Here is a 14,066-nt window from a genome sequence, read left to right as displayed (position 1 = left end):
CCGGCGGGCAATTCGGACGCGCGGTTTATACGCGTGCGCCCCTGTCCTTACAATGTGGATATAAAGAAAAGTTTATGTCTCAAGGTCAAGCCTGCCGATTTCACCATTTCCGGCGCGGCATCAGGTTCAGACGGGGCGACGCCGACGGAAGGGCAGCGCGATGAGCTTGAGAAGCGCGAACAGCGCCACGAAGCCGGCGAGGAAACCCGCACCGGCAAACAGGAATCCTTCGGCAGTCACGGGCACGGCGGGGCGGAAGGCAGAAAGCGTCTCATTGGCCAATTCGACATCGCCATTGGTCACCAGCGTCAGGCTGCGCTCGATCGGGTCGGCGGTTTCGAAGGCCCGCTGCTGGGCGGAGAGCTTTTCATAGCGCGCCAGGGTGCGGCCCATATCCCGGCCCCGGTCGATGAGAAAGCCGTTCCCCTCGGCCGAGTACTGTTCGAGCGCCTCGTCCCGGCTCAGCCCCGCCCGGTCGGCGCTGGCATCGAAATCGGCGGCAATCGTCGCCAGTTCGTCCACGGCCCCGCCGAGCCGCTGGCCATATTGCTGGGCGAACTCCGGAAGCTGGGAGAGGCTGCCGGCGCTCAAAAGACCGAAAAACAGGGCGAGGGTGCGGATCATCATGCGGTCCGAAATGGGAATGGCCAATGGGCCGGTCAAGCCAGCCCCGCCATTCTAACATGGCGCAATGATGCGTGAAGAACCGGAATCCGTCTAGATCGGGTCGCCGAGCCCCGGCTCGGTCTCTCCCTCGACGTCTTCGCCGAACCCGCTCTCGATCAGATTGACGATGGCCTCAAGCGCCTCACGGGCCTGCCGTCCGCTCGATTTGACGAGCACGGTCGAACCCGGCCCCGCCGCCAGCATCATCAGCCCCATGATCGAGGTGCCGCCCACCGTCTGCCCGTCCCGGGTCACCGTGATCTGGGCGTCAAAGCATTCGGCGGTACGCACGAACCGCGCCGAGGCCCTGGCGTGCAGACCGCGCTGGTTGCGGATGGTCAGCGACTGCGCCAGTTCCTTTTGCGGATTGTTCTCGGGCAAGGGTCAACCCTTGCCCAGCACGTCGTTGGCGACGTTGATATATTTGCGGCCCGCCTCCTGGGCGTCGCGTACCGCGGTGCGAATATCCGTATCGCCGCGCACTCGCGCCAGCTTGATCAGCATCGGCAGATTGACCCCGGCAATGACCTCGACATCGCGTCCGTCCATCACCGAGATGGCAAGGTTCGACGGCGTACCGCCAAACATGTCGGTGAGGATCACCACGCCCTGGCCGCTATCGACCGCGCCCACGGCCTGCAGGATGTCGTTGCGGCGCACTTCCATGTCGTCATCCGGTCCGATCGACACTGTCTCGCACTGGCTCTGCGGCCCCACGACGTGTTCAAGAGCGGCGCGGAATTCTTGCGCCAAGCCACCATGGGTCACCAGAACCATGCCAATCATATGCCGCCCTTACCTGCCGACCTGCCTGCCAAAAAGACTGTGTATCTGAGACCCGTCACAGTACCGGAAGGCAGAGTCTTGGCGGGGGTGGGGGCCAGTTTCAAGTGCTTTTTTCCCGTGATCCCCGGCAGGCATGGATCGCCTCCAGCACCAGAAGCCTCTGATGCACGGGATCGGCATGGCCCCGGACCGGCACGGGCGCACGCCGGAGCCGCACTTCGCCGATCGCGGTTTCAAACGCGGATTCAGGCGGCAGGCGGTCATATCTGTCCACCAGGTCGATCACCAGATCGATGCCCGAAGGCGCGGCAAAGGCACGTGAAACAATGCCCCGCCCCCTGAGTTCGATCTGCCCTTCGAACCCTTCGCGCACTGCGGCCATCAGCCGCCCTTCGGCGACGCTGAGCAGTGTCAGATCGTCGGCGACGAGCGCTGTTTCAACGCCGGCCAGCTTGCCATGGTCGATCAGGTCGAGCGCCAGAAGCGATTTGCCCGCCCCCGAAGGGCCGGTGATCATCACCCCGATCCCGTCAAAGACAAGGGTCGTGGCATGCAGGGAAGCGGGAACTCTCATGCGCCGGCGCGCGGCAATTCGACCGTGAACACCGCCCCGCTGCGATCGCTGCGATTGCCGGCGATAATCGTACCGCCATGCGCCTCCACGATCTGCCGCGAGATCGACAGCCCGAGGCCCGAGTGATTGCCAAAGCCCTCGGATTCGGGCCGGTCGGTATAAAAGCGGGCGAAGACCTTGTCCGCCTCGCCCGTGATCCCGGGGCCTTCATCGCTCACCGTCACCCGCCACATATCGCCCTTGCGGCTGGCGGCGACGCTGACGGTGCTGTTTTCGGGCGAGAACGACACGGCATTGTCAATCAGATTGGTGAAGACCTGGCCGAGCCGCACATCATGGCCCTCGACCCACAGCCCGTCCTTGCCATCCGTTGCGAGGTCGAGATCGATGGTCACTTCGCGTGAAGTCGCCAGATCGGTCTGGATGGCAACGATGGTTTCGAGCAGCCGGCCCAGATCGACCGGCTCGGCGTCTTCGCGCGCGAGTTCCGCATCGAGCCGCGAGGCGCTCGAGATGTCCGAGATCAGCCGGTCGAGCCGGCGCACATCGTGCTGGATGATATCGGCCAGCCGCTCGCGGTCCGCCGGTGTGCGGGCCAGCGGCAGGGTCTCGACAGCGCTGCGAAGCGAGGTCAGCGGGTTCTTGAGTTCATGCGCGACATCGGCGGCAAAGCGCTCAATGGCGTCGATCCGCGCATAAAGCGCATTGGTCATGTCCCTCAGTGACCCCGACAGGTCGCCGATCTCGTCGGTGCGCTCGGAAAAGTCAGGAATCTGCTCGCGGTCATGCCGCGCCGCCTGAACCCGTTTGGCCGCCGCCGAAAGCCGGCGCATCGGCCCGGCGATGGTGCCGGCCATGAACAGCGAAACGAGCGTGGTGATCACCGCCGCAACCAGCGCGACCCGCACGATGCTCCAGCGTTCCGCCTCGACGACATCGTCGATATCGCCAGGCTGGGTCGAGAGCAGCAGCACACCGACATTGGCCCGGAGCCGGTTGATCGGTACCGCGACCGAGACCACCAGTCGACCTGTCTGGTTGACGCGCACAATGGCCGCCGGGCGGCCATCGAATGCCGTAGCGACTTCCGGATAGCGCTTGCCTTCATCCGGCCCGTATTCCTGATAGGTCGGGTAATCCCCCGACCCGAGCCAGCGGAACACCTGGTTCCAGAAGGCGGAAAGGAAGAACTCGTTGCGCTCGGGTTCGGGTTGCTCTTCGGGCGACAGCACTTCGCCGCGCGCAAAGATGTTTTCGCTGTCAAGGATCAGGAACCCGTTGCGGTCGTAAATTCGGGCCCGAGTGCCCGTCGGAGTCACGAGGTTGCGCAACAGCGGCGCCACCCGCTCGGGATTGATCGGAAACTCAAGCGTTGGATCGAAGAACGAAAACGAAGAAACCGGTTCGTCGCCCTGCAATTGCAGGAAACGGTCGGGATTGATGGTGATGACGTCGGAATCGATGGTCGCCGAGGAGGCAATGGCGCCGGCGATGATCTCGCCCTGGGTGCGAAGCGATTGCACCCGCGCATCGATCAGCCCTGCACGGAAATCGTTGAGATAGAGCACCGCCCCGACCAGCGCCACCAGCGCTGCAAGGTTGAGGAACACGATCCGCCGCGTCAGCGAGGAAAAAATCGTGACCGCGAGCACCCGCCTGAGGCCGCGCCAGACCATATCGGGGATCTGCCGCGGTGCCGGGCGCCGGCGGCGCGTGGTTTCGCTGCTGCCCCCTTCGGCGGTTTCCTCAAAGGCATCTTCGAAGCCGTCGGCGGTCGCAGAGCCGGAATCGTGGGCCGATGCGCGTGCCGATGCGGTCACCGGCACCGGCCGGTTGGCCGGCCGCCCGGTGGCGGCAGGACGGTCATCGCGATCGGTCAGCGCCAATCCTTACTCCTTGAACCGGTAGCCGACGCCATAGAGCGTTTCGATCATCTCGAAGCTGTCGTCGACCGCTTTGAACTTCTTGCGCAGCCGCTTGATATGGCTGTCGATCGTGCGGTCATCGACATAGACCTGATCGTCATAGGCCGCATCCATCAGCGCGTTCCGGCTCTTGACGACGCCGGGCCGCTGCGCGAGCGCGAACAGGATCAGGAATTCGGTAACGGTCAGTGTCACCCGCTCGCCCTTCCAGGTGCAGGTGTGCCGCTCCTGATCCATGACCAGGTTGCCCCGTTCGAGAATGGTCTTGCCGGCATTATCCGCCGCGCCGCCGGTCCCCGTGGCATTGCCGGTGGGCGAACCTTCACGGGCCTGGGCGCGCCGCAGCACCGCTTTGACCCGCTCGACCAGAAGACGCTGGGAGAACGGCTTGGTGATGAAATCGTCCGCGCCCATCTTGAGGCCGAACAATTCGTCGATTTCCTCATCCTTGGAGGTGAGGAAGATCACCGGCACATCAGATTTCTGGCGCAGGCGGCGCAACAGCTCCATGCCATCCATGCGCGGCATCTTGATATCGAGAATGGCAAGGTCCGGCCTGTCATTGGTCAGCCCTTCGAGCCCTGAGGCACCATCGGTATAGGTGGCGACCGAATAGCCTTCGGATTCGAGGGTCATCGAAACCGAGGCCAGAATATTGCGGTCGTCGTCGACGAGGGTGATTTTCGGCATCAAAGATCCTTTCGAGCCTGTGAGGCAAACCTATCAGGTTTCGCGCCCGCCCGCTTGTGCGTATCAGCCCTTTGCCAACCTGAATACGTACAAATTATGACGCTTCAAGCACTTCGCAAGTCTCACGGGCGGCGTCAAAGGCGCTGGCGCAACCGGTGCATGACGCTGCCGACAGGCATTCGGTTCCACCCCGTTGCCGGGATATCCGCGCCACAGATCCGCAATGAAAACGCCGCACTGGTCGTGTGGACCCCGCTGGCCGGGACCGGCAAGTCGATTTCGGCATTTCGTTATGTGTCATGGGATCGATACCATAGGGCTTTGAAGAAAAAATCGGCGCCGGGCTCTTGCTTGTAATCGTTTACTTGGTCGGAATCGGGTCCCCGGACGTGGACAGCATCAACCGGTCGGTCTATGGACGCGCCAGCAGCACGCGCGCCATATCGGCGCTGTAATCTGCCCAGCGAAGAGGTTGTCCGAGGGCAGCCTTTTTTGTTCAACTTAAGTCAAATCGAATGGACATGACGATGACCAGCATCAGCAATAAGCAGTTAGGTGAACAGATCGGCCGGAACGCCGGTTCGTTTTACGCCAACGATATCGCGGCTCGTCTTGTCTATTTTAGCATCCAGCGTGGGGAGACCGAGTTTACGGCCCATGGCGCGGTGGTGGCGACCACCGGCGAACATACGGGCCGCTCGGCCAAGGACAAGTTCATCGTCGACGATGAAAACACCCATGACAAGGTGTGGTGGGACAACGCCAAGGCGATGACGCCGGCGGATTTCGACACCCTTCTCGCCGACATGACCGAATTCTTGAAGGGCGAGGACATCTTCCTCCAGCAGCTTTATGCCGGGGCCGATACCGAGCACCGCTTCAATGTCGAGGTCTATTCCCCGAGCGCCTGGCATGCCCTGTTCATCCGCAACCTGCTGATCCGCCCCGAGCGCGGCGATCTTGCCGGTTTCGAGCCGAATGTCACCATCGTGCATGCCCCCGGCTTCAAGGCCGATCCGGCCCGGCACAACACCCGCACCGAGACCGTGATTGCCTGCGATTTCACCCGCAATATCGTGCTCATCGGCGGCACCGCCTATGCCGGCGAAATCAAGAAGTCGGTGTTCTCGCTGTTCAACTACCACGCGCCCGCCAAGGACGTGTTTCCCATGCACTGCTCGGCCAACACCTCGGCCACCGGCGAGACCGCGCTGTTCTTCGGGCTTTCGGGCACCGGCAAGACAACGCTTTCGACCGATCCGGCCCGGGCACTGATCGGCGACGACGAGCATGGCTGGTCGGAACGCGGCATCTTCAACATCGAGGGCGGCTGCTACGCCAAGACCGTCAAGCTTTCGCGTGAGGCCGAGCCCGAAATCTTCGGGGCAACCGAAAAGTTTGCGACCATTCTCGAAAACGTCATCATCGACAAGGACACCGCGATCCCTGATTTCGATGATGTCTCGCTGACCGAGAATACCCGCACCGCCTATCCCCTGACCGCGCTCGAGAACGTCTCGGAAAGCGGCGTCGGTGCTCCGCCGAAAACCGTGATCTTCCTGACCGCGGATGCCTTCGGCGTCATGCCGCCGATCGCCAAGCTGACCCCGGAACAGGCCATCTATCACTTCCTGTCCGGCTACACTGCCAAGGTGGCGGGCACCGAGCGCGGGGTCACCGAGCCCCAGGCCACCTTCTCGGCCTGCTTTGGCGCGCCCTTCATGGCCCTGCACCCGACGGTCTATGGCGAGATGCTGAAAAAGCGGCTCGAGGAAAGCGGCGCCGATTGCTGGCTCCTCAATACCGGCTGGACCGGTGGTGCCTATGGCGTGGGCAAGCGCATCTCGATCTCGACCTCGCGCCGTCTTCTGACCGCGGCCATCAACGGCTCTTTGCGGTCGGCGCCGATGCGCACCGATCCGTTCTTCGGCTTCACTGTGCCGGTGGAAATGGAGACCGTGCGTGCCGACATCCTCGACCCGCGCTCGCGCTGGTCGGACAAGGATGCCTATGACGCCCAGGCCAGGATGCTGGTCAATCTCTTCATCGAGAACTTCGCCAAGTTCGGCGAGGTGGCGCAGGACCTCGCTGAAGCAGGGCCCAAGGCCAGCTCGGCAGCCTGAACCGGAACGAACTGGGGAGGCGTCCATCGCCTCCCATCATAAGCCCGATCTCGGCGGCGCGGATTAGTCCGCGCCGTTTTTGCCTGCACCGGTCGGCAACAGGACAACCGGCCGAGGTCCGGCACGACCGGTGAAGACCATGTTCGACGGGAGACGGGATTGCCGAGGCGGCTACGGTTCTGTCGGGGCGGCCTAGAGGCCGGCGTAGAAGACGTGCTGGCCGATCGAGGCGACGGGCTGATAAGCGCTGGCCCATTTCGGATTGACCCGCTTGGCGTGGTAGAACAGCACCGATTGGGGCAGATCGTCGAGCTCCTCATTGCGCTGGAAGCGGCTATACATGGCTTCAGCAATCAGGTTCGCCCGCACCCAGCTTTCCCGCACGATGCGGTTACCATTGCCGCCATCGTCCGACCGCCCGTCGCAGGCGAAGGAGAACTGGCAGCGATTACGCCGTTCCGCGTTCTGGAACACCACATCGCAAACCGCATTGGGGTAATTGCGGTTGATCACCCGGTTGAGGATGACCTGGCCGACGGCGCGCTGGCCTTCTTCAGGCTCGCCGCGCGCTTCGTGATAGATCGCCTGCGCCAGGCAGCGCCGTTCCCGTGCAGCGATTTCAACCCGCTGGGTGGTAGGCGTGTAGCCCTTGGCGACATAGGCCTTGAGGAGATCTTCGGTGAGGGGGCTGTCCGCCATGGCGGGCGAGAGGGTCAGAACCAGCACGAGCGCTGCCGACAGAACGAGCGAAACCGCAGCGAGAATCCGCTGGCCCGTTTCAAGAATAATTCCCCTAAAGGAATGGCGCCTGTCCCGCGTCATACCGCCCCGTTATTGCAACCCGAACCCCGAAACCGGCACCTTGCCGGTCAGCAGCCCGCACATTAACGACATGTTTACCTTAATGCGACCGTGCTGTTAAGGAAAGGTTAATTCAAAATTTCACCCTGAAATCAAGCCCTACGGCCTGGCCCTGTGGCGGCGGGAGATTAACGAATCGCAGTTTTAGGTAGTGGAGGCCGGGGCGAACACCCCCGCTCAGTCGATCTGGTAAAGCACCAGCGAACCACTTCGTTCAAATGCCGCCAACAGATATTCGGTCGCCCCGCCGGCCCCGTCCGGCACGATGGCGACCTCCAGTTTCTGCAATCCGGCATGGCGATGTTCGCCGTCCGGATTGAGCGGAATGAACCCGGCCCAGCGGGCAAATCGGGGGTGGATGACATCGAAAACGGCGATGCCGGCAATGTCCCTGAGCCCCACGAACACATAGCGATGGCCGAACCGTTCCAGCACCGCGATGGCTGAAGGCGCATTGCCGCTTTCTGGTGAGGCGGCATCCACCGTGCCGGCTGCATCCGCATTGAACCGTTCGGGCTCCGCCGCAGCCAGATGCCGCGCGATCCGTGCGCCGCTGTCAAAGGTGATGGCGCCGTCTGCCGACAGGATCGAGAAGGACCGCCCGCCAAAGGCATAAAGCGTATCATTGTCGCTATCCCCGTCCTGATCGCCGCGCTCGGCACTGACCATAAGCCGGCCGAGCTGCTCTTCGCTCAACAGCGCATCGGGACCGGGAAAGATCACGGGGTCGATTTGAAGGGTGCCTGCGCGGACCGTTTCGTCATAGACCTCTCCTGTGCGCGGCATGCCGGTATTGGCGGTCACGAAATAAGATCGGCCGCGATGGGAAAGCGCCGCCGCGGCAAGAGGCTGGCGCATGGACCGCACCGGCCAGTTGGTCAGCCGGATGCGGTCGTCCCGGTCGGAGAGATCGGCGGGAAACCCGGAAAAATCCTGAAAGCCGAGGCCGATGGGAGCGCTTCTGTCACCTGTCATGGCGTCTATGATAACCGCGCCATTATTGGCGGGGAGAAGTGCCAGCACACGCGCACTGTCCGGCGAAAAGCTCACGCTGCGCGGTTCGAGCGCCGCGGCCCACTCCGTGCCTTGCGGGGCCGCACGGTGAATCGAAATATCGAACGCCTCCGGGTCAACATCGCCGAAACCGATTTCGGTTCCCGTCATGGCACCCAGATCGATCAGCGATATCGAGCCTTCCGGATCCGTGCCATCCGGCAGGCGGATGCCGGCGTTGGCAATCGCTGCCATAAGCCCGTCGGGCGAGACCGCGATGTCCACCGGATTGATGCCGGCGGGCACGCTGCCGACCATTTCGCCCTCGGCGGAGAAAGCCACCAGCCGACCTGCCGTGGCGGGCCCTTCGCCCGCTTCGGTCACCAGGACCCGTCCGGGCGCGGTGGCGATGGCCGTGCCTTTCCCCGTCAAAGGCCAGGCAGCACTCTTGACCAATCCACCGGGCTCAAGCTTATATCGGGTTACGGCCTGTTTCGGGCCGTCCAGCACGTAGACTGCATTCTCATCCGGCGCATGGGCGAAGTCAGCCACCGCGCCGGGCGTTTGCGTCAAGATCTCACTGACAGGCGTCAGCTCCACGGCGGTGGCCGAAGCGCTCAGCGCTGCCACCAGCCAAAGGCCTGCCGCCGCGGCCACGAACGGATGCATGGTCTCTCCTCCCTGATACCAGCCGTCCGGTCTTGCCGCCGGATCTTGCCGGTATCGCAAAGAGTGGCAAAGCCGCGCTGACAACGCAACACTGCGCCGAAAGCCGGTGCCAACGCCTCGGAAACAGCCATGTCCCTCGCCGCACCTTCTCCCCCGCTTCGCGAACTGACCCGCCGTCAATGGCAGTGGATCGCCGGCGGGTTCACCGGCGCCTTCGCCTCGATGGGCGGGCAGACGGTCTTTATCGCCGTGTTTGGCGCCCAGATCCGCGGCGAGTTCGGGCTGAGCGCGGGCGAATATGGCTTCCTCTACACTATTGCGACCCTGGGTTCGGCGATCTGCCTTGTCTGGGCCGGCACGCTGGCCGACAAATTCTCTCCGCGCCTTCTGCTCCCCATCACCGTGGGCGGGCTCGGGCTGACCGCCTTCGGCATGACCCAGGTCAATTCGATCTTCGCACTCGGCTTTGCCATCTTCGCGCTAAGGTTTTTCGGCCAGGGCATGACCGCCCATGTCGCCGCCACCACCATGACCCGCTGGTTCAATCGCTTCCGCGGGCGGGCCCTCGCCATGGCCCAGCTCGGCTTTTCAACCGGCGAGGCGACGCTGCCCTTCCTGCTGGCCCTCGGCATCGTCGCCTTGGGTTGGCGCAATGTCTGGCTGGTTGCCGGCCTCGTCCTGATCGTCGTTTTCATCCCGCTGCTCTTGTGGCTGTTCTCCGATGAGCCCGACGGCAAGCGCGCCAAGGCCCGTGGCGACATCAACCCCGACGCCGCGGACACCGGCGCCCCGACCGGCGCCCAGTGGACCCGCGGCCAGGTGCTGCGCGATCCCCTGTTCTGGCCGGTGCTCACCGGCGTGGTGGCCATGCCCGCGCTGTCGACCGCGATCTTCTTCCACCAGTCCTCGCTGGTCGTCTCCAAGGGCTGGTCGCTTCTTTTGTTCACCGGCTCGATCCCGGTCATGTCCGGGGTCGCGGTGGTCTCCGGGCTCATTGCCGGCAGCCTGATCGACCGCTATGGCGCCCACCGGCTCCTGCCTTTCCTGCTTGTGCCCTTCTCGCTGGCCTGCCTCGTGCTGTGGGCCACCGATCACCCCGCCAGCATCCCGGTCTTCTTTGCCCTGGCCGGCGCCTCGGGTGGCATGGTCGGCTCGACCATGAACGCGCTGTGGGCCGAGGTCTACGGCACCGCCCATCTCGGCGCCATTCGTGCGCTCGCCACATCGGCGATGGTGCTCGCCTCGGCGCTCGGGCCGGGGATTGTCGGGGTGCTGATGGATGCGGGGACAACCCTGCCGCAGCAGGGCCCGGGTTTCGCGATCTACTGCATCGCGGTGTCCGGGGTCTACCTGGCGCTCGGGCCAAGGCTCGCCGCGCGGGTCAAATCGATCCGGGGGTGAGTTTCACGCCCGGTCTCCGCTCGCGCCTTACTCCGCCGCCTCGAACGCGGCAAGCCGGAAGGCGGTGAGGCTGTCCATCACCGCGTGGCACATCGCCCGGATCTCGGGGGTGGCGGGCAACAGGTCCGGCACCATGATCACCCGCATCCCCGCCGCATGCGCCGAGCGCACGCCATTATGCGAATCCTCGAAGGCGAGGCACCGCCCGGGTTCCACCCCGAGCCGCGCCGCGGCGGTCAGGAACGGATCGGGATGCGGCTTGCCGCGGCTGACGTCATTGCGCGTCACCACCGTGTCGAAATAATCGAACAGCCCCACGGCGCGCAGCCGGTCGGGCGCCGCGGGCGAGGCGGTCGAGGTGGCGACAGCCCGCCCGAACCCGCTCGCCTTGAGCGCCTCGAGCAGATCGATGACGCCGGGCTTGACCGGCAGGGTCTCCCGGAAAGCCGCCTCGACCTCGGCATGGCACAGCCGGTTGAACTCATCGACCGGGAAATTGGCGCCAAACGCGTCGGTCAACAGCGCCCGGCCCACATCGTGCGGCGCGCCGATCATCCTTTCCGACAGCGCCACGCTCATCTCGAAGCCGAGCTCGGCCGCCGCGGCGATCTCGGCGCGCTGATAGAGCGGCTCGGTATCGATCAGCACCCCGTCCATGTCGAAAACGGCGGCGTCGATATCATTGAGCATGGCGGGTCCTTACGGGTCGGGGCAGGCAGATCAGGCGAGCAGATCGGGCGAGCAGATCAGGCAGACAGATCAGGCAAGCGGCCTGTTACCGCGACGGCGGCCTTGTGTCGAGGGGAGGGCCCGGTCCCTGCCTGCCACCCTGATCCTCGCATCCATGTGGGGCCGCCACCTGACCAACGCCAGTCTGCCGCTCACGAGATTAACACCGGCCTTGCCCGAGGGGACAAGGCCCCCCGACCCTATTCGAGCCCCAGCCGCCGCAATGTCGCATAGTCCTGATGCCCGTCATAGAACGCCGCCAGCGGCTTCCAGAACATCCCGTCATCGGGCACGACCCGATGAAACAGCGTCATCGAGGACTGGAATTTGAGATCGTCGGGAGAGCCGAATATCTCATTGGCGCGGCGTTCGGGTGGCCCGTCGCCATCCGCCGGTCCCGCATGGGCGAGAACCGCCATGGTTGCCGCCCGCAACCGCGCGCCGAGCACCGGATGATCGAGATACGCCCCGGCTTCCGCAAGGCTGTGCAGCGCGAACCGCTGCGACATCGGCGAGCCGCCGAGCCCGGCAATCTGCGGAAAGATGAACCACATCCAGTGGCTGCGCTTTTTCCCCGCGCGCAACTCTTTCATCACCGTGTCGAACACCTTGTCCTGCGCGGTGAGAAAATGGCTGAAATCATAGGCCGGGCGGGTCAGGCGCGCGCTGGCTGAACTGCTCATCTGCCTCCACTCGTCGCATGGCGTGCGGGGTCCGCTCACGATCCTGGTGCCGGATTTGATGTCCCGCTTGATCTGCATCTGCATGCTCGTGCCCTCGGGCGCTCGCGGGCCAACGTCATGACCACAACCTAGCTCAACCGGAAAGCGAGCGGGATCAACTCATTGGTTGACCCTCACGTTAACGTCCCGGCAAGGAAATTGGCGATCCGGCTATTTACGGACCGGCGCTTGTGCCGCGGGCACTGGTCTCCTTTCGGGCACCCTGGCGGTCTCCTGTTTCCTTGTCTCCGCCCTCGCCCTTCGTGGTTCGCCCTTCGACAGGCTCAGGAGGCTCACCATGAGGGCTCAGGGTGAGGGTGGAGATTTGGGCACCGCTTCCCTCGTCGTCACCCTCGGGCAGCCCGCCGGCGTGAGGAGGGTAAGACCCGAGGGTCCATGAGGCATCGCATGTGGTTCGGCGGTACCGATTGGTCGCACGCGTCTCCCGCGTGGCATCTCATCATGGATGCTCGCGAATTTGACTGCCTCACGCCGGCAGGCTGCCCGAGCATGACGAAGACATGTGGGGTATCGCTTTCCGCCATTCGCTGCTTCCTGGCTTCGTGTGCACACCTCAACAGGCCCGGCAGACTGACGTCTCCAAGGTTCAAACAGGTAGAGCGGGAGAGAGGCGCAAAACGTCTCGTCTCAAATATTAGTAGTGAGACGCATTGCGCCTCTCTCATCCGGGGTTTTGGGCTTGGACTGCGTCAACGGGCTGGGGTCAATCCCCGCCATGTTTCCACGGTGCGCTGCCGCCTTGACGGCAGCCGGCTCCGGCGCAGTTTTGGCCTCCGCTGGAGCGACCTCCATCGGACCCGGACCCTTTCCGGCGGAAGGCTCGTATGCATCCTCGCTCCGTGCCGGCAGGTGTGAAGATGATAATCGGGTGTCAGAGGGCGGGGATAACTTTCGAGCGTTTGCCGATGGCAACGCAAAGCTCCGGTGGAGCTTTGCGAGCGAAGAAAGGCCATGAGAGCTACGCTCGAATGGCTGAAACACCACCCCCACCCATCCTCCCCCATCAAGGGGGAGGTGACATTGGGGCCACTCATTGTTCCCTCAACTCCATCCGTGAAGTGGGCACAGCCCAGACCCTCCCCCAACGCGGGGAGGGTGGACCGGCATAGCCGGGCCGGGTGGGGGGTTCAAGGAAAGACCCAGTCGCGTCCGGTGCGAAGCATGCAGAGTCACCCCCACCCTGTCTCGCGACGGATTTGGCTTGCCAAATCCTGCTCAACGTCCCTCCCCGCAAGGGGGAGGGAAAGTGGGGGCACACGCCAACCACGCCCTCGCCCTTCGTGGTTCGACACGCTCACCATGAGGGCTCGGGGTGAGGGCTTGGGGATGCATCCTCCCGGGCCGCCCCGGACCTGATCCGGGGCCTGGACCATTTTCCGCGAGGTCCCGGCTCAAGGCCGGGACAGCGCGGTGAAACTGTCATCCCGCACCTCCACCCACCTCGTCACCCTCGGGCAGCCCGCCGGCGCGAGGCAAAATAAAGCCCGCCGGCGCGAGGCGGGTAAGACCCGAGGGTCCATGACGCTTCTCAATCTGGCAATGAGCGGGTGGGTCACCATCATGGCCAACAAGCCGAGGGGGACGCTCTACGTAGGCGTCACCAGCGACCTCGTGCGTCGCATCTGGCAGCACCGCGAAGGCGAGGTGGAAGGCTTCACCCGCCAACACGGTGTGAAAACCCTCGTCTATTTCGAAGAACTTCCCACCATGCCGCTGGCCATTCAGCGGGAGAAGAACCTCAAGCGCTGGGTTCGGCAATGGAAACTGGACCTGATCGAGGGAATGAACCCGAAATGGGAGGATTTGTGGCCCCGGATTTCGGGATAGTGATGGGCGCAAGCACGAACTCACGCCCGCTTCCCGCGCGTCACCTCATCATGGACCCTCGTCCTGAGCCTGTCGAAGG

13 protein-coding genes are annotated in these 14,066 nt (G+C 63.9%); 3 read left to right on the top strand and 10 right to left on the bottom strand.

Annotation, left to right across the window (positions count from 1 at the left end; genetic code table 11):
• Positions 1 to 126: 126 nt before the first annotated feature.
• The 6 genes from G489_RS0115440 to G489_RS0115415 all read right to left on the bottom strand — a co-directional run bounded on the left by G489_RS0115440 (position 127) and on the right by G489_RS0115415 (position 4,641).
• Positions 127 to 663, bottom strand: a complete 537-nt coding sequence (locus tag G489_RS0115440; RefSeq protein WP_051332713.1) for a DUF2937 family protein — start codon at positions 661 to 663, stop codon at positions 127 to 129.
• Between the two features lie 54 nt (positions 664 to 717).
• Entirely contained in the window at positions 718 to 1,047 is a 330-nt protein-coding gene (locus G489_RS0115435) for an HPr family phosphocarrier protein (RefSeq protein ID WP_245578932.1), read from the bottom strand.
• A 3-nt stretch (positions 1,048 to 1,050) separates the two neighbouring features.
• On the bottom strand, positions 1,051 to 1,452 hold the full coding sequence (locus G489_RS0115430) for a PTS sugar transporter subunit IIA (RefSeq protein WP_029042270.1): 402 nt from the start codon (positions 1,450 to 1,452) through the stop codon (positions 1,051 to 1,053).
• 100 nt (positions 1,453 to 1,552) lie between these two features.
• The gene (locus tag G489_RS22020) at positions 1,553 to 2,026 is read right to left on the bottom strand and encodes an HPr kinase/phosphorylase (protein ID WP_081691620.1); all 474 of its coding nucleotides are present in this window, start codon (positions 2,024 to 2,026) and stop codon (positions 1,553 to 1,555) included.
• The gene (locus G489_RS20995; protein ID WP_051332725.1) at positions 2,023 to 3,702 is read right to left on the bottom strand and encodes a stimulus-sensing domain-containing protein; all 1,680 of its coding nucleotides are present in this window, start codon (positions 3,700 to 3,702) and stop codon (positions 2,023 to 2,025) included. Before G489_RS20995 ends, G489_RS22020 begins: the two co-directional genes overlap by 4 nt.
• A gap of 213 nt (positions 3,703 to 3,915) precedes the next feature.
• Positions 3,916 to 4,641, bottom strand: coding sequence for a response regulator transcription factor (locus tag G489_RS0115415; RefSeq protein WP_029042269.1), 726 nt, complete (start codon positions 4,639 to 4,641; stop codon positions 3,916 to 3,918).
• Between the two features lie 521 nt (positions 4,642 to 5,162).
• Between G489_RS0115415 and G489_RS0115410 the strand changes: the two genes are divergently transcribed.
• Positions 5,163 to 6,764, top strand: coding sequence for a phosphoenolpyruvate carboxykinase (locus G489_RS0115410; RefSeq protein ID WP_029042268.1), 1,602 nt, complete (start codon positions 5,163 to 5,165; stop codon positions 6,762 to 6,764).
• Between the two features lie 192 nt (positions 6,765 to 6,956).
• On the opposite strand, the gene G489_RS20990 is transcribed toward G489_RS0115410, so the two are convergent.
• Positions 6,957 to 7,586 carry a cell wall hydrolase gene (locus G489_RS20990; RefSeq protein WP_051332711.1) on the bottom strand — a complete coding sequence of 210 codons (630 nt, stop codon included), beginning with the start codon at positions 7,584 to 7,586 and terminating at the stop codon, positions 6,957 to 6,959.
• Between the two features lie 216 nt (positions 7,587 to 7,802).
• Positions 7,803 to 9,287 (bottom strand): choice-of-anchor I domain-containing protein, encoded by a 1,485-nt coding sequence (locus tag G489_RS0115400; RefSeq protein WP_029042267.1) that lies wholly within the window; start codon positions 9,285 to 9,287, stop codon positions 7,803 to 7,805.
• Between the two features lie 129 nt (positions 9,288 to 9,416).
• Between G489_RS0115400 and G489_RS0115395 the strand changes: the two genes are divergently transcribed.
• On the top strand, positions 9,417 to 10,688 hold the full coding sequence (locus G489_RS0115395) for an MFS transporter (protein WP_051332710.1): 1,272 nt from the start codon (positions 9,417 to 9,419) through the stop codon (positions 10,686 to 10,688).
• A 27-nt stretch (positions 10,689 to 10,715) separates the two neighbouring features.
• On the opposite strand, the gene G489_RS20985 is transcribed toward G489_RS0115395, so the two are convergent.
• Both G489_RS20985 and G489_RS0115385 read right to left on the bottom strand, forming a co-directional pair.
• A complete protein-coding gene (locus tag G489_RS20985) occupies positions 10,716 to 11,378 on the bottom strand; it encodes an HAD family hydrolase (protein ID WP_035872868.1) in 663 nt (220 codons plus the stop codon).
• A gap of 239 nt (positions 11,379 to 11,617) precedes the next feature.
• Positions 11,618 to 12,100, bottom strand: coding sequence for a DUF1810 domain-containing protein (locus G489_RS0115385; RefSeq protein ID WP_051332724.1), 483 nt, complete (start codon positions 12,098 to 12,100; stop codon positions 11,618 to 11,620).
• 1,599 nt (positions 12,101 to 13,699) lie between these two features.
• Here G489_RS0115385 and G489_RS0115375 point away from each other — a divergent pair.
• On the top strand, positions 13,700 to 13,987 hold the full coding sequence (locus G489_RS0115375; RefSeq protein WP_029042264.1) for a GIY-YIG nuclease family protein: 288 nt from the start codon (positions 13,700 to 13,702) through the stop codon (positions 13,985 to 13,987).
• The last annotated feature ends 79 nt before the right edge of the window (positions 13,988 to 14,066 follow it).

The sequence above is a fragment of the Cucumibacter marinus DSM 18995 genome (assembly GCF_000429865.1).
GTDB classification, from domain to species: Bacteria; Pseudomonadota; Alphaproteobacteria; order Rhizobiales; family Devosiaceae; genus Cucumibacter; species Cucumibacter marinus.
The sequence above is the reverse complement of the archived record's forward strand: the minus strand, read 5'-3'. Positions and strand labels throughout refer to the sequence as shown.

Coding starts and splice junctions, on each gene's coding strand:
- G489_RS0115375 (WP_029042264.1), top strand. CDS start 13,700: ATGAGCGGGTGGGTCACCATCATGGCCAACAAGCCGAGGGGGACGCTC.
- G489_RS0115400 (WP_029042267.1), bottom strand. CDS start 9,287: ATGCATCCGTTCGTGGCCGCGGCGGCAGGCCTTTGGCTGGTGGCAGCG.
- G489_RS0115415 (WP_029042269.1), bottom strand. CDS start 4,641: ATGCCGAAAATCACCCTCGTCGACGACGACCGCAATATTCTGGCCTCG.
- G489_RS20990 (WP_051332711.1), bottom strand. CDS start 7,586: ATGACGCGGGACAGGCGCCATTCCTTTAGGGGAATTATTCTTGAAACG.
- G489_RS20995 (WP_051332725.1), bottom strand. CDS start 3,702: ATGGTCTGGCGCGGCCTCAGGCGGGTGCTCGCGGTCACGATTTTTTCC.
- G489_RS20985 (WP_035872868.1), bottom strand. CDS start 11,378: ATGCTCAATGATATCGACGCCGCCGTTTTCGACATGGACGGGGTGCTG.
- G489_RS0115410 (WP_029042268.1), top strand. CDS start 5,163: ATGACGATGACCAGCATCAGCAATAAGCAGTTAGGTGAACAGATCGGC.
- G489_RS0115395 (WP_051332710.1), top strand. CDS start 9,417: ATGTCCCTCGCCGCACCTTCTCCCCCGCTTCGCGAACTGACCCGCCGT.
- G489_RS0115385 (WP_051332724.1), bottom strand. CDS start 12,100: ATGAGCAGTTCAGCCAGCGCGCGCCTGACCCGCCCGGCCTATGATTTC.
- G489_RS22020 (WP_081691620.1), bottom strand. CDS start 2,026: ATGAGAGTTCCCGCTTCCCTGCATGCCACGACCCTTGTCTTTGACGGG.
- G489_RS0115430 (WP_029042270.1), bottom strand. CDS start 1,452: ATGATTGGCATGGTTCTGGTGACCCATGGTGGCTTGGCGCAAGAATTC.